A 16928-nucleotide genomic window follows, 5' to 3' on the forward strand; every position below is an offset into this window, starting at 1 on the left:
GCGCTGTACTCGCGCCGCCGGGGTCGCTCTACTGTCGATATTTGATTCATCATCTCCACGATCTCCTTCGTGGGGACGATGCCTGATCATCTGCATCGACTCAATATGGGATGCCCAGCCGCATACCGAGCTTCAACGACACGTTGAAATTGAAACGTGGTTTGTAGATTCGCATGTCGAGCTTACAGCCTGTTAAGTCGATTGGTCGCGCTTGTCCAGTGCGGGTATCGAATCTAAGAAACTGATACGCTGGCTGATATCGCTGCCCTTGAACAACCTGGTGATCAAGCCGGATTTGCTCACACTCAGATCGAGTTCTGTAGCGAACTGGGGGCTCGAATACAAAGGTGCGTTGCTTTGAGAAAACACCGAGGCGGTACAGATGGCTTTCCCAAAAGTTCATGACATTCGTCAGGACCTCGAGTAGGTTCCTTTCCGTTCCGTCCACAAGCGTAGCGACGACGGTCTTCTTCGTACATCGGTACACACCTTCGGTGTCTTCGTACTCGATATTTAAGAGCAATTCCTTGAGCTTCCCCACGTTGTTCACCAGTGGTGCACCGTGCGGTGTGGGTTGAGTTATCGACTTGTGCTTCGCTGCGTTGACAATATCACCCAGTAAGGCGTAGTCAGTACAAAGTTTCTCTGCTTTCAGTCGAGAAAGCGCAATAACATTTGGAAGATGCTCGCGGAGGTGAAATAGTGCGCTGGCAGCGACGATTGCCTCTCGCAGGTCGCGGCCACGCCCTGCGAGTCCGTCCCTGCTGGTGTCTCGATAGGCGACGAAAGCTTCAACTACATTATCGTGATAGTAAGTGGCAAGTTCATCGAACATCTGATGGTGGTCCTGGGAGGGGCATTTGTGACGCCTAACGATCAGCGTTTATCCGCAACACCACGGCAGGCGCACAAATCAAAAACGTCATTGATGGCGGATGAAACATGTTGGACTGAACCGCACCCTAAAGCGGTTGTGAGTTGCATTGAGCCTAGGGGATTTGAATCCGTCCGCCGCTTTTTTTTGAGATTATGGTCCCACCCGATGCAGTTTCCAACTGCATAAACTGCCTCCGTCTCCATCTCGCACAATATTTTTGGGACGCGTAAGTTATCCCCGCGCGACCGACGATACCGTCAGCCTGAAACACCCGCCAACACACGCCACAATTCACACCAGATTCAAACATCCTCCTGACATCCAACCATGACCACTGAAAACCAACTCGACGCCTGGATCGACGCCCACTTTGACGAACAGGTGGCGTTTTTGCAGCAACTCATTCAGGTGCCCACCGACACCCCACCGGGCAACAACGCGCCACACGCTCAACGTGCTGCCGAGTTATTTGAAGCCATGGGCCTGGGCGTGGCCAAACACCCGGTGCCCGCGTCGGACGTGCAGGCCGCCGGTCTGCAAAGCATCACCAACCTGATCGTGCGCCGCAACTATGGCGCGGGCGGCAGAACGATTGCGGTCAACGCGCATGGCGACGTGGTGCCGCCCGGTGAGGGCTGGACACATGACCCCTATGGCGGCGAAATTGTGGACGGCAAGATCTATGGCCGCGCTGCCGCCGTGAGCAAATGCGACTTTGCCACCTACGCCTTTGCCATTCGTGCGCTGGAGGCGGTGGCCAAACCGACCCAGGGCCAGATCGACCTGCTGTTGACCTATGACGAGGAATTTGGCGGCGAGGTGGGCCCGGCCTGGTTACTGGCGCAGGGTCTGACCCAGCCCGACCTGCTGATTGCCGCCGGTTTCAGCTACCAGGTGATCACCGCGCACAACGGCTGCCTGCAGCTCGAAGTCACCGTACATGGCCAGATGGCCCACGCCGCGATTCCTGAGTCGGGTGTGGATGCTTTGCAGGCTGCGGTGAAGATCCTCAACGTGCTCTACGCACAAAACGACATCTACCGCGCCACCCTCACCTCGCAGGTGGCGGGCATCACCCACCCCTATCTGAACGTGGGCCTGATCTCGGGCGGCACCAACACCAATGTGATCCCCGGCAAGGTGACTTTTAAGCTGGATCGCCGCATGATTCCTGAGGAAGACGCTACACAAGTCGAAGCAGCTCTGCGCCAGCTGATAACTGAGACCGCCGCGTTGTCACCCGGTGTGACGGTCGATGTGCGGCGCATTTTGCTGGCCCAGTCGATGAAACCGCTGCCGGGCAACCAACCACTGGTGGACGCGATCCAGAAACACGGCCAGGCCGTGTTTGGTGAACCGATTCCCGCGCTGGGCACACCGCTCTACACCGATGTGCGCCTGTTTGTCGAGCGCGGCATCCCCGGTGTGATCTACGGCGCAGGCCCCCGCACCGTGCGCGAGTCCAACGCCAAACGCGCCGACGAACACTTGGTGCTCGACGACCTGCGCCGCGCCACCAAGGTCATCGCCCGCAGCTTGCACGACCTGTTGTAAGCCGTGACAGCCGGGTTCGGCCAGGTGTTCGACATTCGTCAACTAAAATTGACACTTTCTCACTTGCGGCGCCAACCGTGTCGCAGGTGCTTGGGCCACCTGCCAGCCGCTGCGGCCAGACTTTTGCCAGACCACCGACCTGATGCGCCAAGAACACGAGATCAACCAGAGCTTTGGCCGCGAGTCGGTCAACCCCACTGAGCGCCGCGACCGCATCCGCACGGTGTTCACCGCCGTGGCCCCGCGTTACGACCTGATGAACGACCTGATGAGTATGGGCATCCACCGGCTGTGGAAACGCAAGCTGGCCCGCTCGGTGCGAAGTGTTCAAGGTCAAGTGATTGACCTTGCTGGCGGCACTGGTGATGTGGCGCGGCTGCTGCGTGCACCCAATCGGCAAGTGACGGTGTGTGACCCCAGCCAAGCGATGATGCAGGTCGGCCAGCAACGCCCCGACATGGTCGGCATCGACTGGCTGGTGGGTGAGGCTGAACAACTGCCGCTGGCAGATGCCAGTGTGGACTTGCTCACGGTGTCCTTCGGGCTGCGCAATGCCACGCACCTGGAGCGGGCGCTGGCCGAAATTCACCGCGTACTCAAACCCGGTGGCCAGTTTGTTTGCCTGGAGTTTTCACAACCCGCTTTCTGGCTGGCGCCGTTTTACAACCTGTACTCGTTTCTGGTGATCCCGCGCCTGGGTGCGCTGGTGGCCCGCGCGCCGATTGCCTACCAGTACCTGGTGGAGTCGATCCGGCGTTTTCCGAACCAGCAGGGTTTTGCCGACCTGATGCGCCAGGCGGGTTTCACTGGCATCCGCTGGAGCAACCTGTCCTTTGGCATTGCCTGCCTGCACTATGGAACCCGCGCGCCATGAAGTCTGAACGCACGCTGGGTGTGCCCTCCTCTCGCCTGCTGGTCTGGTGGACGGCGATTCGCCCGCGCACCCTGAGCATGGCCGCCACCCCGGTGCTGCTGGGCTCGGCGCTGGCCTGGGCTGAAGGTGCCGCACCGCTGTGGCCGGTGTTTGTGGTGACGCTGCTGTGTGCGCTGCTGATCCAGATCGGCACCAACCTGCACAACGATGTGGCCGACTTTGAGCGCGGTGCCGACCGGCCGGACCGCATCGGCCCGTTACGTGTCACCGCCGCAGGCTGGGCCACACCGCAGAGTGTGCGCCGCGCTGCGGCCCTGAGTTTTGGGCTGGCGCTGCTGCTGGGATTGTTGCTGGTGTGGCAAGGGGGCTGGCCGATTCTGGCCATTGGCATTTGTTCGCTGATCGCGGGCTGGGCTTATTCGGGCGGGCCGTACCCGATTTCGCACAGCGCACTCGGTGAGTTGTTTGTGCTGGTGTTTTTTGGCCTGCTCGCGGTGGCGGGCAGCCACTGGTTGCAGAGCGAAACCACCACTCTGACGCCCTGGCTAGGTGGCGCGGTGGTGGGCCTGCCTGCGGCTGCGGTGCTGCTGGTCAACAACTACCGCGACCACGAGGCCGACATGCGCCAAGGCCGTCTGACCCTGGCCACGCGCCTGGGTGATGCCGGTGCCGCGCGTGCCTATGCGGTCATGGTACTACTGCCTTTTGGGCTGGTGCTGGCTTTGGCCTGGCTCGGGCACATCGGGGCCATGCTGGCCTGGCTGGCCATTCCCCACGCGCTCAAACTATTGCCCCAGCTGCGTCGCCAGGCCTCCGGGGCGCAGCTTAACCAGCTGCTCGGTGCCACGGCCAAACTGGGGCTGTTGCTGGGGCTGTTGTTATCGGTAGGTGTTTTCCTGTGAACCCGGCGGTGGTGCAGACCCTGTTGCCGCTGGCGCTGGCCTTCATCATGTTTTACCTGGGCCTGACCCTGGTGTTGGCCGATTTCCGCCGCGTGGCGCAGCGGCCCAAGGCGCTGCTGATGGGCTTGGCCGGGCAGATGCTGCTGGTGCCACTGGCCGGGTTTGCCGTGGCCACACTGCTCGGGCTGGACCCGGTGATGGCCGTGGGCCTGATGGTGCTGGCCGCCTGCCCGGGCGGGGTCAGCTCGGGCCTGCTCACCCACCTGGCGCGCGGTGACACCGCGTTGTCGATCTCACTCACCGCGGTGACCAGCCTGGCCTCGATGCTGACGCTGCCACTGATCATCAACACCGCGCTGCAGTTTTTTATGGGCAGCAGCCTGACGGCGCAGTTGCCGCTGGCCCCGATGGTGCGCAGCATCTTCCTGCTGACCACGCTGCCAGTGCTGCTGGGCATGGCCCTGCGCTGGAAACTTCCGAAGCTGGTGGCGCGCTTGGAGCCCGTGGCGTCCAAAGTGGCCACCACCTTGTTCCTGCTGATTGTGCTGGCCACCTTCTGGGACCAGCGTGCCGTGTTGTGGCAACACCTGCCCACGCTGGGCCCGGCCACACTGCTGCTCAATGCGCTGATTCTGGGCTGCGCCTACCTGCTGGCCACGCAGGCGCGGTTACAACATACCGACCGCATCGCCATCGTCACCGAATGTGGGTTGCAGAACTCGGCGCTGGGCATTTTTGTCTGCCTGCAGTTGCTGGCCTCACCCGCGATGAGTGCCCCCAGCGTGGTCTACGCGCTGCTGATGAATCTGGGGGCGATTGTGTTTGTGCTGGTGATGCGCCAGCGCCGGTACTTTGACGCATCCATGGCCTGAGTCTGAAGGGTTGCAGCAGCCGCCAAACGCCCGCGGTCCAACAGAAAATATCACCCAGGTCACCGCTGGCAGCCCTTGATTGGCCTGGGCTGGAGGCTTCCTTCAAGCCATCTCTTGCGGCAAACCGAGTTGCGTCATGTCGGCTGACAGCTTGACCCAGGGCACATCAAAACCCGGGGCTTGGCGCTGCGGCGGCAAAGGTGAGTTGCGCAGTGCCCAGGTGGCCCCGGCAATGACGCTGTCGACAATCGGCACATTGACAAAAGGCTGAATCTGCGCGGCCATGCCAGCCAGCCCGGCGCCGCCCAGGATCACGGTTTGCACCCCGAGTTGGCGCACGGCGTTCAGGCAGGCCTCGGTCAAGAGCTGGCGCGCGGCCACCGGGTCGGCCGCGAGTTGCGCGCCGGTCGGCGCCACGGTGTGGATGCCCGCCAGCGCCTGGGCGTGACCGAGCGACTGCGCCAGCCGCTGCAGGATCGGCGCCCAGCGCTCACCCCCGGTCACGATGGCAAACCGGCCATGGCGCGCGGCCTCGATGAACGCGGCCTCGGCCAGGCCGGTGACTGGCACCGGGCTGCTTTCGCGCAGGGCTTGTAAGCCGGGGTCGCCGAAACAGCCAATTAACACCGCGTCGGGCCGCCCCTCTGGCGCAGTCAGTGCAGCCGCCCAGGCGTCGAGTGCGGCATGGGCTGCCACTGCGTAGCTGGCTTCGTCCGAAATATAGGGCGCGCCAAAACGCGCGGTGATCGAGCGCACGGTCACATGGGAACCGGCAGCGGTTTGCACATGCTGCTGCAATAGCGCAGTGACGCTGGCCGAGGTGTTGGGGTTGATGACCAGGAGTTGACGCATGGCGGGAATCAGGTCGTTGCGCCAAACAAGGCGTTGAGATCGGGCGGGGTGTCGTCTGCGGTGTTGAACTGCAGCTGGGCTTCGAGCCGCGCCAGGTGTTCACGCATGCGTTTGGCGGCTTCTTTGGTGTCACGCAGGCGGATCGCGTCGAGCAAGGCGCGGTGTTCGTTGCAGCCACAAAAGGCGGCATCCGTGCGCTCGCGCTCCGGCGTGAGGCCGTAGGTCATCAACACCAGGGTGGTCCGTGAGGTGAGCTCGCGCAGGATGCGCGCCAGCGTCTGGTGGTCAGCGCCCTCGGCGATCAGCGAGTGGAATTCACCCGACAAGCGGATGGCGCGGCGCATGTCACCGGCCAAGCGGGCCGCCTCTTCGTCGTCGATACAGGCTTTGAGCAACTGCATGTCGGCATCAGAAGCTTTGGCGATGAACAGCTCCACCAACGACGGCTCAATCAGGCGGCGCACCTCAAACACCTCGCGCGCCTCATTTTCAGTAGGCTGGGCAATGGTGGCGCCACGGTTGGGTGTGAGGGTGACCACCTGCTCGTTGGCCAGGCGCACCAGCACCGGGCGGATGCGTGTGCGCGACACGCCAAACGCGCTGGCCAGCTTGTCTTCCACCAGCTTGGTGCCGGGCGGCAGCTTGTGGTCCAGAATGGCCGAAATCACCCGCTCGTACATCTCGGCATCGGACAGCGGCGCGGCTAACTCACTCATTCTCAACCCTTGTTTTGTCTTTGCTTGAGCCACCAGGCCAGGCCAATCGCCAGGGCCATCACCAGCAATGATATGACGGTGGTAACGGTGCCCAGGGCGTAAATCGATGGGGTGGTGACGGTGGTGGTCAGGCCCTGTAACTCCAGCGGCAGGGTGTTGACATCCCCAATGGCTTGTGAGGTGCGGGCAATTTCGTCCCAGCTCAAGGTGAAACCAAACATGCCAATGCCGACGATGGACGGCGCAATCAGCGGCAGCACCACATGCCTGAACCCTTGCCAGGGTGTGGCACCCAAGTCACGCGCGGCTTCCTCGTAAGCCGGGTTAAAGCGGTTGAACACCGCAAACATGATCAGCAGGCCAAAGGGCAACGTCCAGGTCAGGTGCGCCCCCAGGGCCGAGGTGAACAGGCCCAGCGAGCTGCCGTATTCCTCCAGCGTGCTGGTCATGCCCAAGGCTTCAAGCGCCCATTTGAGGCCGGTATCGATCAGCCGGAACTCGAGCCCGATGCCGAGCGACACAATGATCGACGGCATGATCAGGCTGGCCACCACCACATAAAACAAGGTGTTGCCACCGGCCAGCTTTTTGCGAAACGCCAGCCCGGCCAGCACAGAAAACAACACGGTGAGCGCCATCACCGCCGTGCCCAGCGCCAGCGAGCGTTTGAGCGCGGCGCCGATGTCCACCACACCCAGGCCCTCGGCCAGCTTGTAAAACCAGTGCAGCGAGAAACCCCGCAGCGGGAAAGTCAGACCACCTTCGGGTCCCTGAAAACTGAGCACCACAATGACCAGCATCGGGCCATAGAGGAACAACACAAAGGCGGTGAAAAACAGCGCCAGAAACCAGAAGCCTGCGGAGCGTTGGTCTTTGTTCATGATCAGAGCTCCTTGCGAATATCAACGAGTCGAGTCAAGGCCCAGATGATCATCAGCACAATGCTCAACAAAATCACCGCATTGGCCGCTGCCAGCGGAAACTGCAGGTAAGAGGTTTGCACCTGGATGATCTTGCCGATGGACGCAATCTGCTGGCCGCCCATGACGCCAATCGTCACAAAGTCACCCATGACGATGGTGATGACAAAAATCGAGCCGATGATGATGCCGGTGCGCGACAAAGGCACGATCACGTTCCACAGCGTCTGCCAGGCGCTGGCGCCGCTGTCGTTGGCGGCCTCGATCAGGCTGCGGTCGATGCGCATCATGCTGTTGAAAATCGGCACGATCATGAACATGGTGTAGAGGTGCACAAAGGCCAGCACCACCGAAAAGTCGGAGAACAACAACCACTCGATGGGTGTGTTGATCAGCCCGATGCCCTGCAGGCTCTGGTTCACCAGCCCGTTACGCCCCAGCAGCGGCACCCACGAGATCATGCGGATCACATTGCTGGTCCAAAACGGGATGGTGCACAACACAAACAGCAGCGTCTGCATGCCACTGGTACGCACATGAAACGCCAGAAAGTAAGAAACGGTGAAACCAATCACCAGCGTGATCAGCCAGACCAGAAAACTGAATTTGAAGGTGGACAGGTAGGTCTTGAAGGTGACACACATCTCGTCCATGTTGCTGCAGCCGTCAAACACCGACACATAGTTTTTGAAGGTGAAAGCGGGCAACAACTCGTATTCATTGAAGTCCCAGAAGCTGACCATGCCGATCAGCGCCAGCGGGATCAGGAAAAACAGCACAAACACCAGGGAAAGCGGCATCGCCTGCCACCACGCCGCAATGCTGCGACCGGGTGCCTGGGTGGAGGCTGGGAGGGTTGTGGTGGATGTGCTCATGGTGTGTGTTTCATGTCTTGCACCCTCGCCCCTTGGGGGAGAGGGATGGGGTGAGGGGCTGTGGCGCTCATCTGATCTAGCAGCTTTTATAAGTGAAATTGGCTTCTAGCCCTTTATCTACAAGGGGATACAGCTATCAAATAAATACATAACCGATGGCTGCACCGCCTGCCCTCACCCCTACCCTCTCCCGCGGGCGGGAGAGGGAGCGGTCAAGGTCAGGCTGCTACAAACTCATTCCACTTCTGAACCATGTAGTTGTTCTCGTCCATCACCGCATTCCAGCAGGCGATGCCACCCATGCGGGCTTCGTAGCTGCCACCGTCGCGGATCTGACCGGCCTTGGCCAACACGTCGCCGTTCGGGCTCTTGATGTCTTGGGTGGCGGCCTTGCCTTCCATCCAGTAGGCCCATTCGTAGGATTCCATCTTGGACTTGGCGGTGTCGAGCACGGCGCTGTAATAACCCTGGCGGTTCAGGTAGGCACCGGCCCAGCCGTCGAGGAACCAGTTGATGAACTCATAAGCACCATCGAGCTTGCGACCAGACAAGGTGGCAGGCAGGCCAAAACCGGCAGCCCAGGCGCGGTAACCTTCTTTCAAAGGCTGGAAGTTGCAGGCAATGCCCTTGGTGCGCACCGTGGTCACAGCCGGTGACCACATCGACTGAATCACCACTTCGCCCGAGGCCATCAGGTTGACGGATTCGTTGAAGTCTTTCCACAGGGCGCGGAACTGGCCGGCTTTTTTGGCTTCGATCAGGGTCTTGATGGTCAGGTCGATTTCGGCCTTGGTCATGTTGCCTTTGTCGGGGTACTTGTAGAGACCCATGGCTTCCACCACCATGGCGGCATCCATGATGCCGATCGACGGGATGTTCAGAATGGCAGACTTGCCCTTGAATTCGGGGTTCAGCAGCTCAGCCCAGGAGTTGATCGGGCGCTTGATCAGGTCCGGGCGGATGCCCAGTGTGTCGGCGTTGTAGGTGGTCGGAATCAAGGACATGAACTGCGTGGGCGACTTGGCAAACACTTTGCTCTTTTCGCCCTCCAGAAAAATCACTTTCTTGGGTGCCGTGCCCTGGTCACCCACCAACTTGCCAGCCACGGTGCCGGTGGTGAACAGGCTGGTGATCTTGTCAGCGTTCTTGATGCGCTTGACGTCAATGCCCTTCAAATTGCCGGTGGGCACGATCTTCTTCAAGGAGAAGTATTCGGTGTCGATCAGGTCAAAGCTGTTGGGGGCGGTGACAGCACGTTTGGTCACATCGTCGGTGGTCACGGCCACGTATTGGATCTTGATGCCGGTGTCTTTTTCAAACTTTTCACCAATGGCCTTGTCCTGGTTCACTGCGGTGCCCAGGTAACGCAGCACGATCGGCTCGGCCGCATGCACAGCCGGGAACATGCCGGCGGCCAGAATGCCGGCCGTGCCTTTGAGCAGGCTGCGGCGTGGCACAGAAGCGCTCAGCGCCCCGGTGGCAACACCGCTGGCGATGTCGGTGATGGTTTTGGTGATGTCAGTCATGGCAAAAACTCCTGGAGGGCTGAAAAATCTTCTTGCGAAGTGGTGGGGGGAGAAGAACGGTTGGGTGTTAGTGAGCCAGCGCGTGGGAGGCTTGGGGCGACCACCTCAGTTGCACCTGCTCACCCAGCTGGAACGGTCGGGCCGCAAACGTGGCCTCGGGCACCATCACCGACATCTCGGCGGTGGCGCTGGCTGAGATGGCCACACCCGGCTTTTGCAAACCCACCAGCACATAGGTGCCCTGGTATTCAATGTCGGTGATCACCGCACGCTGGTTGCCCGCGCCGTCGGCCAGGTCGGGCACATCGGGGGCCAGCTGCATGTGGTCGGTGCGCACACTGATCTTGCCGACAGGCGTGGTCAGCACGTTGTGGCCACCCATAAAACGGGCGACAAACTCACTGACCGGGCGGTTGTAGATCTCATGCGGGCTGCCCATCTGTTCGATCACACCGTGGTTCATCACCACCATGGTGTCGGCCAGGGCCATCGCCTCTTCCTGCGAGTGGGTGACGTGGATGAAGGTCAGGCCCAGCTCTTTTTGCCAGCGGCGCAACTCGGCGCGCATCTGGATGCGCAAAAACGGGTCCAGCGCCGACAGCGGCTCGTCCAGCAACAACACACGCGGCTGGGTGATCAAGGCCCGCGCCAGCGCCACCCGCTGCTGCTGGCCACCCGACAACTCACCCGGTTTGCGCGCGCTCAGGTGGCCCATGGCCACCCGCTCCAGCAAATCAGCCGCCTGCTTGTGGCGCGTGGCCTTGTCCACGCCTTTCATCTTGAGGCTGAAAGCCACGTTGTCCAGCGCACTCAGGTGCGGGAACAATGCAAAACTCTGGAACATCATGGCGGTGCCGCGTGCGGCGGCGGGCAAGTCGGTGATGTTGCGGTTTTCCAGCAGGATGTCGCCAGCCGTCACCGACTCGTGCCCGGCAATCATGCGCAGCGTGGTGCTTTTGCCGCAACCCGAAGGCCCCAGCAAACAGCAGTAGCTGCCACTGGCGATGCGCAGGTTGATGCCATCCACAGCGGGCTTGCCCGAACCGTAGTTTTTGGTCAGCGCCACCAGTTCAACGGCGTCGCGGGGAGATGCATGCGTTTTGGCGTTCATAGCCAACACATCGCAAAAGCTGTGCCAGGATTGTGTACAACCCAATTTCAGGATTGCATACAACATTGCACGCACTTGGTGCGCAACGCGCCCCGACCCACCCAATTGCGGTGCGGGTGGCCAACATGGGCGCACCAGCCCGGCTACCGGGCTGGTGCGTGGGAGTTAATCACCCAGATCAATCACCTGTGCCAGCGCCACCCCCGGCGGGGCTTCGTAATACGCCACCACACAGGCGCGTTGGCCCTGCCCGGCGGCCGCAGCCAGCAACTGCAGCACATAACGGATGGAGGCCTTGTCCAGCGCCACAAATGGGTCATCCAGCAAGGTCAGCGTGGCCCCCGCCGCAAACGCCGCCGCCAGCCAGACCTTGCGTTTGCTGCCGGTAGACAACATGTACAGCGGCTTGTCCAGATGCTCGCTGAGCGACAGCCCGGCCAGCAAGTCGGTCCAGGCGGCTGCATCAGCAGGCAAAAAGCCCGGCCACTTGGCGCGCTGCTGTGCGAAAAACTGGTTGGGGCAAATGGCGTCAAAAACATCCGTGCGCGGGTCGATCCAGAACACCGACCGACGGTAATCCTCTGGCTGCGCCTGCAAAAACACGCCCTTGATCTGCAAACTGCCCGCCTGCGCCGCCAGATCACCGGCCAGCAGGCGCAACAAGCTGGTTTTGCCACTGCTCTCCCCACCCCGCACCAGGGTAACACCGGGGCCGATACAGGCCGACCAGCCGTCAAACAGCACACGCTGCGGGTAAGAAAACGCCAGCCCGTCCACCCGCAGGAGCGTGTTTTGCGGGCTGCAGGGGGCGGTGACAAGCGGCGTGGGAACGGACATGGATTATCCAAGTTTCATAGCAATATGTCCTTATTTTAAAAGGGCTGTCCGACAAGCCATGGGTTGCGACTTGTGCCGCGTCACGGGTGTGACCACCTGAATGCGAAAATCGCCACCTCAGAAAAACAGAGGACAGAAACATGCACAAATTGAAGTTTGCCATCGCCGGTTGCGGTTTTCTCGGCAACATCGTGGCTGACGCCTGGCGGCAGGGACTGCTGGCGGACTATGAACTGGTCGGTTGTTTTGATCACAACGCGGCATCCACAGCAGCACTGGCCGACAAGAACGCCTGCCAGCCTTGCGCAACCCTCGACGAGTTGCTCGCGCTGCGACCTGACTATGTGGTGGAGGCGGCGTCACCCGGTTTGCTGCGTGACATTGCCCAACCCACGTTAAGCGCAGGAGCCAACCTGATTGTGCTGTCCATCGGCGCCTTCGCCGACGCAGACTTTCTCGCTCATATCGAAACGCTTGCGCGCACAACGGGACGGCGGGTGCACCTTGCGTCGGGTGCGATCGGTGGCTTCGATGTGCTGCGCACTGCCGCGCTGATGAGTGCCATTGACGCCGGCATCCGCACCGAGAAAGGGCCTGCGTCACTGCGCGGTACGCCCATCTTCAATGAGGAGTTGCTGACGGCCAGTGCGCCAAGCGAGGTGTTCTCGGGCAATGCCCGTGACGCGATCAGCCTGTTCCCGACCAAGGTCAACGTGTCTGTGGCCACGGCGCTTGCCACGGCAGGTGTGGCTGCCACGCAGGTCAGTATCAACAGTGTGCCGGGCTTCCTGGGTGACGATCACCGCATTGAGGTTCGTGGTGAAGAGGTTCATGTTGTTGTCGACACTTATTCCCGCACCAGCGCCATTGCCGGCTGGAGCGTCGTGGCCTTGATGCGCAACCTCGCCGCGCCAATCGCTTTCGGCTGAGCGAGAGCATCACCACCGCTGAGCACGAGCGCGCCCCAGGGTGAGAGGGCTTTGTCGCCCCCCATTTTTTGAAGCTGACGGCGTACTCCAGGCGAATGTCAGGGGACAGCGGCAAGCTCAGCCCGTGATGTGCCACGCCGCGCTGCTTCGCGCAGGACGGCGGCGTCACCAAGGCGCAGCAGGTTGGCAACGGCGTCAGTCGCCCAGATCGATCACCTGCGCCAAGGCCACACCCGCAGGCGCTTCGTACTGTGCCAGCACCAGAGCGCGATCCGTGTGCTGTGAAGCAAGCTCCAACTGGCGCAACACATACCGGATAGAAGCCCGGTCCAGCACGGCCAGCGGGTCGTCAAGCAAAGTCACCGCAGCAAACGCCGCCGCTTGCCAGACCTTGCGTTTGCTGCCGGTGGACAACATGTAGAGCGGCTTGTCCAGATGCTCGACCAGCGACAACCCCGCCAGCAGCTCAGCCCAGGCGGGTGCATCGGCAAGCAAAAAGCCCGGCCACTAGGCGCGCTGTTGTGCAAAAAACTGATGGGGGCTGAGGGCGTCAAACACCTCGGTACGCGGGTCGATCCAGAACACCTGCTGCAGGTAAGCCAAAGGCTGCGGCTGCAAAGACGCCCCCTTGATCTGCAAGCTGCCCGCCTGCTCCGCCAGATCACCCGCCAGCAGACGCAGCAAGCTGGTTTTGCCGCTGTTCTCACCACCCTGCACCAGCGTTACGCCTGGGCCAATGCACGCCGACCAGCGGCTGAACAAGGCGCGCTGCGGCACATGAAACGTCAGGCCGTCCACCTGTAACAACGTGCCGATTGGACTGGTAGGTGTGGGAGCAGATGGATTGGGCATTGGCATGACGGATCTGAAATTTATAGCTACTTGCCCTTATGTTATGAGGTCTGGAGGTCATTTTCCTTCAATATCTGGGGGGGGGGCCTGTCTTCAACTCGGACACCGTCTGATGTGGAGCACGCCGTCGGAATATGTGGGGGCTACAAGGCTGCGCTTTTTTTGGGGCGAGACCAACCCGCCACTAGGCATAATTTGGATCACGAAGGGAGCCTAGAATATGAATGAATTTAGCGTTACCGTTTCAAAGTCTGATATCTGGCGCACGTCACTCGCGTCCATTGACCATGATCCTCATGAATCAGAGCGGGAACGGTTACGTTCATCATTCATTGGATTCAGACATCGCGCTTCACAGCTTGCAACTGAAATAGGAAAGGACCTACCAGACCTTACGATTCACGACATAACGCATCTTGATGCACTGTGGGAGGTCGCTTCGCAGATTACAGGGGCAGACTATCCGATAACGCCAACGGAAGCATACGTACTCGGTGGCGCGTTTCTTCTACACGACCTTGCCATGTCTCTCGCCGCAACGCCTGGAGGATTCAAGGCGCTAAAAGCTGACAGTCGCTGGCGAGATCTTGTCTTCTCTGCGTATGCCGACCGAAACACTGGACCACCGACTGAAGCTCAAGTTGACAACCCAGATGAATGCATACGTCATCGCATTATTTTTGATCTTCTTCGGCAGTTGCATGCGGAAAACGCCGAAAAACTCGCATTCCTCGCATTTGATAAAAACGCATCAACTCCGCAGTACTTGATCGAAGACACCGAATTGCGTCAGACCTTTGGCCGACTCATAGGTCAAATCGCTCATAGCCATTGGTGGTCCATCGGGGAAGTGGAGCGAACCTTTGACAAGACAGTTGGCGCACCACATTGGGCTCCAACAGGCTGGACAATTGACCCTCTGAAGCTAGCTTGCATACTGCGTGCGTCTGACGCATCTCATGTGGATGCGCGTCGAGCGCCAACTTTTCAGAAGTCCTTTGCCGGTATAGGCCCGGCCTCCATCGCGCATTGGACGTTCCAAGAACGCATCAATAAAGCTTATGTAAGAGATGGTGCTTTGGTTTACACCAGCGGGTTGGCCTTTAGCCTAGCTGATGCCCGAGCGTGGTGGCTTTGCCTAGACACTCTCAGAATGATCGACAAGGAACTTCGCCAAATTGACTCTCTACTTTCGGATAGGGCGATGCCACGCTTCAACGCGCGACGTGTTGCTGGCGTGGATGCGCCAGAGCGGTTGGCCAAATATATTCAAACCACTGACTGGCATCCCATTAATGCAATAGTGCAAATCTCAGATCTGCCCAACATCATTCGCAGTCTCGGGGGTGAAGAGCTATATGGGAAGAGGCCGCGCGTCCCACTTCGAGAGCTCATTCAAAACGCTAGCGACGCCATACGCGCCCGCCGCCACTATGAAGAGCGTCCTTCTGATTTCGGCGAAATTAAGGTTGCACTGACATATGAGGATTCGGTACACACATTGCGCGTTGAGGACAATGGTGTCGGTATGTCCCGACGAGTGTTGACGGAGTTTCTACTTGACTTTGGCAATAGCTTTTGGGCTAAACCTCAAGTACAGGAGGAGTTTCCCGGTCTACTGTCATCTGGTTTCCGAGCAACAGGCCGATATGGCATCGGCTTCTTTTCGGTCTTCATGGCTGCGGATAAGGTGACGGTAGTAACCAGGAGGCCTGATGCCGCCGCAAAAGACACCCTTGTTCTCGAGTTCGGGTCAGGTCTAGAAGGCAGACCAATTCTGCGCCCGGCCACGAAGGTGGAGCAACTACGCGATGGTGGTACGGTCATTTCTCTACGCCTCAAGATACCTCCGGGCGAGACTGGAGGGATTCTCTCAACCTGGGGAGATAAACCGCCACTGACGCTAGTTGAAGCGTGTAGGCAAATTGCTCCGGCTCTCGATGCAAAACTTACCGTGGAAACGTCTACAGGAATCATCGTGGCATGCAATACCAATGACTGGATAACGGTCGAAGGAATCGAGCTTTTGCGTCGTCTGGAGCCATTCGACCCGGATAAACAGATTGGACCCGATCAATTCGAAAAATTTGCAGGTACCGCGGCATCTAATCTGAGGTTTCTGACAACCGAGAATGGTTCGATTGTTGGACGCGCCGCAGTGACTGCCGCTGGACTTCACTCATATAGGCTGAGAGAGCCATGGTTAAGGGGAACACTTTGCGTTGGAGGCTTCGCCGCTTCTCCATTGCAAGGTATTGCGGGGGTGATACTAGGCGAATCAACCAAGGCGGCACGTGATAGTGCGTGCCCGATAGTTGCCCCTGATGTGCTAAGCAGTTGGGCAAATGAACAAGCGGGCCTATTACCCAACCTCTACTCTGCACCCGAGGCACTGGCTTCTGCAGCAGAAATTGTTCGGCTTTGCGGTGGCGATACCGGTCTGCTGCCTATCGCAATTCATCGCGGGAAATGGGTGTCGACGCTTGATATCCGAAACATGGATCTCTCCGACGTCGTCCTAGTTGTCGATCATTTCGTCAAAGACACTGAACTCAAACACGAGGATGATTTCATCGCGGATGACAACGTGCTTTTTACTAGCTCTTCCGGGACAGTGGTTGTCTTTCAAGGATCAGACCGCGTGATGGAATATGGTGGAAGCGGTGTGACCGCAAATAACGGATTGCCACGAAACCTATGCGGCGCTGTTTTGGAATCGATTGCTGGAGTTTGGGGCATAGACCCAAACTCACTCGCGAAACAAGTGGACGCTGGTAAGGAGCGCGACGTCCGGATAGGCGTATCAGCACAAGGACGAGTGATAAGAAGCCAAGCGCTTGTTATCCACAGAAATAAAGCGGTCCCAAAAGTTTCACAGTAATGTCTATGCTTCGAGTGGCCCGCTCGTAGCAACAGACTTTAACGTCAGTTATTCGCCAATTGAAATTGAGAAACTGATCCGAACCGGCCTGACATCAGTAGCATCAAACACTGTTGAAGGCGGGTGGTGGGGTTGCCTGGCGCAGAACCCATTCGCGTGATGAGGCAGGTGGCGCACCACCCTCAGCGGCAACACCCCAGCAAGCGCCCAACCAACACTGTACCGTAAGCGTCCAGCCGTGCCACCTTGACGGCGCGTCCTGAATCAGTCGCCGTTTATTTCGTCGACGATTTCATCATCGGCGTAGAACTTCCCAATGGCTTTGTCGAGTCTCTTGAGTAACGCGTTCA

16 protein-coding genes are annotated in these 16928 nt (G+C 59.5%); 6 read left to right on the forward strand and 10 right to left on the reverse strand.

The window, feature by feature from the left end:
* Positions 1-100 precede the first annotated feature (100 nt).
* Positions 101-835 (reverse strand): hypothetical protein, encoded by a 735-nt coding sequence (locus LHU53_RS19300; protein WP_227334410.1) that lies wholly within the window; start codon positions 833-835, stop codon positions 101-103.
* 369 nt (positions 836-1204) lie between these two features.
* Between LHU53_RS19300 and LHU53_RS19305 the strand changes: the two genes are divergently transcribed.
* The 4 genes from LHU53_RS19305 (at position 1205) to LHU53_RS19320 (ending at position 5079) form a co-directional block, all read left to right on the forward strand.
* On the forward strand, positions 1205-2431 hold the full coding sequence (locus LHU53_RS19305; protein WP_227334411.1) for a M20/M25/M40 family metallo-hydrolase: 1227 nt from the start codon (positions 1205-1207) through the stop codon (positions 2429-2431).
* Between the two features lie 142 nt (positions 2432-2573).
* On the forward strand, positions 2574-3305 hold the full coding sequence (locus tag LHU53_RS19310; RefSeq protein ID WP_227334412.1) for a class I SAM-dependent methyltransferase: 732 nt from the start codon (positions 2574-2576) through the stop codon (positions 3303-3305).
* On the forward strand, positions 3302-4207 hold the full coding sequence (locus tag LHU53_RS19315; RefSeq protein ID WP_227334413.1) for a 1,4-dihydroxy-2-naphthoate polyprenyltransferase: 906 nt from the start codon (positions 3302-3304) through the stop codon (positions 4205-4207). The genes LHU53_RS19310 and LHU53_RS19315 overlap by 4 nt, the downstream gene beginning before the upstream one ends.
* Entirely contained in the window at positions 4204-5079 is an 876-nt protein-coding gene (locus tag LHU53_RS19320) for a bile acid:sodium symporter family protein (RefSeq protein ID WP_227334414.1), read from the forward strand. The genes LHU53_RS19315 and LHU53_RS19320 overlap by 4 nt, the downstream gene beginning before the upstream one ends.
* A gap of 102 nt (positions 5080-5181) precedes the next feature.
* Here the strand turns inward: LHU53_RS19320 and LHU53_RS19325 are convergent, their stop codons facing one another.
* The 7 genes from LHU53_RS19325 to LHU53_RS19355 all read right to left on the reverse strand — a co-directional run bounded on the left by LHU53_RS19325 (position 5182) and on the right by LHU53_RS19355 (position 11916).
* Positions 5182-5931 (reverse strand): aspartate/glutamate racemase family protein, encoded by a 750-nt coding sequence (locus LHU53_RS19325; RefSeq protein WP_227334415.1) that lies wholly within the window; start codon positions 5929-5931, stop codon positions 5182-5184.
* A gap of 8 nt (positions 5932-5939) precedes the next feature.
* Positions 5940-6647, reverse strand: a complete 708-nt coding sequence (locus tag LHU53_RS19330; RefSeq protein ID WP_227334416.1) for a GntR family transcriptional regulator — start codon at positions 6645-6647, stop codon at positions 5940-5942.
* Positions 6648-6649: 2 nt separating this feature from the next.
* Positions 6650-7528, reverse strand: coding sequence for an ABC transporter permease (locus LHU53_RS19335; protein WP_227334417.1), 879 nt, complete (start codon positions 7526-7528; stop codon positions 6650-6652).
* A gap of 2 nt (positions 7529-7530) precedes the next feature.
* Complete coding sequence (locus tag LHU53_RS19340) at positions 7531-8442, reverse strand: ABC transporter permease (protein ID WP_227334418.1); 912 nt, start codon at positions 8440-8442, stop codon at positions 7531-7533.
* A gap of 218 nt (positions 8443-8660) precedes the next feature.
* Positions 8661-9848: a PotD/PotF family extracellular solute-binding protein gene (locus LHU53_RS19345; RefSeq protein WP_370632354.1), complete on the reverse strand. Its 1188-nt coding sequence runs from the start codon at positions 9846-9848 to the stop codon at positions 8661-8663.
* A gap of 187 nt (positions 9849-10035) precedes the next feature.
* Positions 10036-11079: an ABC transporter ATP-binding protein gene (locus tag LHU53_RS19350; protein ID WP_227334420.1), complete on the reverse strand. Its 1044-nt coding sequence runs from the start codon at positions 11077-11079 to the stop codon at positions 10036-10038.
* Between the two features lie 165 nt (positions 11080-11244).
* Positions 11245-11916, reverse strand: a complete 672-nt coding sequence (locus LHU53_RS19355) for an ATP-binding cassette domain-containing protein (protein WP_255632121.1) — start codon at positions 11914-11916, stop codon at positions 11245-11247.
* A gap of 140 nt (positions 11917-12056) precedes the next feature.
* Between LHU53_RS19355 and LHU53_RS19360 the strand changes: the two genes are divergently transcribed.
* Complete coding sequence (locus LHU53_RS19360; protein WP_227334421.1) at positions 12057-12845, forward strand: aspartate dehydrogenase domain-containing protein; 789 nt, start codon at positions 12057-12059, stop codon at positions 12843-12845.
* Between the two features lie 195 nt (positions 12846-13040).
* Here LHU53_RS19360 and LHU53_RS19365 read toward each other — a convergent pair whose 3' ends face one another.
* On the reverse strand, positions 13041-13340 hold the full coding sequence (locus LHU53_RS19365; RefSeq protein ID WP_227334422.1) for a hypothetical protein: 300 nt from the start codon (positions 13338-13340) through the stop codon (positions 13041-13043).
* Positions 13341-13352: 12 nt separating this feature from the next.
* Positions 13353-13703, reverse strand: coding sequence for a hypothetical protein (locus tag LHU53_RS19370; RefSeq protein ID WP_227334423.1), 351 nt, complete (start codon positions 13701-13703; stop codon positions 13353-13355).
* Between the two features lie 214 nt (positions 13704-13917).
* On the opposite strand from LHU53_RS19370, the gene LHU53_RS19375 reads away from it, so the two are divergent.
* Positions 13918-16578, forward strand: a complete 2661-nt coding sequence (locus LHU53_RS19375; RefSeq protein WP_227334424.1) for an ATP-binding protein — start codon at positions 13918-13920, stop codon at positions 16576-16578.
* The last annotated feature ends 350 nt before the right edge of the window (positions 16579-16928 follow it).

Origin of the sequence: Rhodoferax sp. U2-2l (genome assembly GCF_020594515.1) — a bacterium.
GTDB lineage: Bacteria > Pseudomonadota > Gammaproteobacteria > Burkholderiales > Burkholderiaceae_C > Rhodoferax.

Excerpts from the sequence above, each read along its gene's own strand:
- LHU53_RS19300 (WP_227334410.1), bottom strand. The coding sequence starts at position 835 with ATGTTCGATGAACTTGCCACTTACTATCACGATAATGTAGTTGAAGCT.
- LHU53_RS19305 (WP_227334411.1), top strand. The coding sequence starts at position 1,205 with ATGACCACTGAAAACCAACTCGACGCCTGGATCGACGCCCACTTTGAC.
- LHU53_RS19310 (WP_227334412.1), top strand. The coding sequence starts at position 2,574 with ATGCGCCAAGAACACGAGATCAACCAGAGCTTTGGCCGCGAGTCGGTC.
- LHU53_RS19315 (WP_227334413.1), top strand. The coding sequence starts at position 3,302 with ATGAAGTCTGAACGCACGCTGGGTGTGCCCTCCTCTCGCCTGCTGGTC.
- LHU53_RS19325 (WP_227334415.1), bottom strand. The coding sequence starts at position 5,931 with ATGCGTCAACTCCTGGTCATCAACCCCAACACCTCGGCCAGCGTCACT.
- LHU53_RS19330 (WP_227334416.1), bottom strand. The coding sequence starts at position 6,647 with ATGAGTGAGTTAGCCGCGCCGCTGTCCGATGCCGAGATGTACGAGCGG.
- LHU53_RS19335 (WP_227334417.1), bottom strand. The coding sequence starts at position 7,528 with ATGAACAAAGACCAACGCTCCGCAGGCTTCTGGTTTCTGGCGCTGTTT.
- LHU53_RS19340 (WP_227334418.1), bottom strand. The coding sequence starts at position 8,442 with ATGAGCACATCCACCACAACCCTCCCAGCCTCCACCCAGGCACCCGGT.
- LHU53_RS19345 (WP_370632354.1), bottom strand. The coding sequence starts at position 9,848 with ATGTTCCCGGCTGTGCATGCGGCCGAGCCGATCGTGCTGCGTTACCTG.
- LHU53_RS19350 (WP_227334420.1), bottom strand. The coding sequence starts at position 11,079 with ATGAACGCCAAAACGCATGCATCTCCCCGCGACGCCGTTGAACTGGTG.
- LHU53_RS19355 (WP_255632121.1), bottom strand. The coding sequence starts at position 11,916 with ATGTCCGTTCCCACGCCGCTTGTCACCGCCCCCTGCAGCCCGCAAAAC.
- LHU53_RS19360 (WP_227334421.1), top strand. The coding sequence starts at position 12,057 with ATGCACAAATTGAAGTTTGCCATCGCCGGTTGCGGTTTTCTCGGCAAC.
- LHU53_RS19370 (WP_227334423.1), bottom strand. The coding sequence starts at position 13,703 with ATGCCAATGCCCAATCCATCTGCTCCCACACCTACCAGTCCAATCGGC.
- LHU53_RS19375 (WP_227334424.1), top strand. The coding sequence starts at position 13,918 with ATGAATGAATTTAGCGTTACCGTTTCAAAGTCTGATATCTGGCGCACG.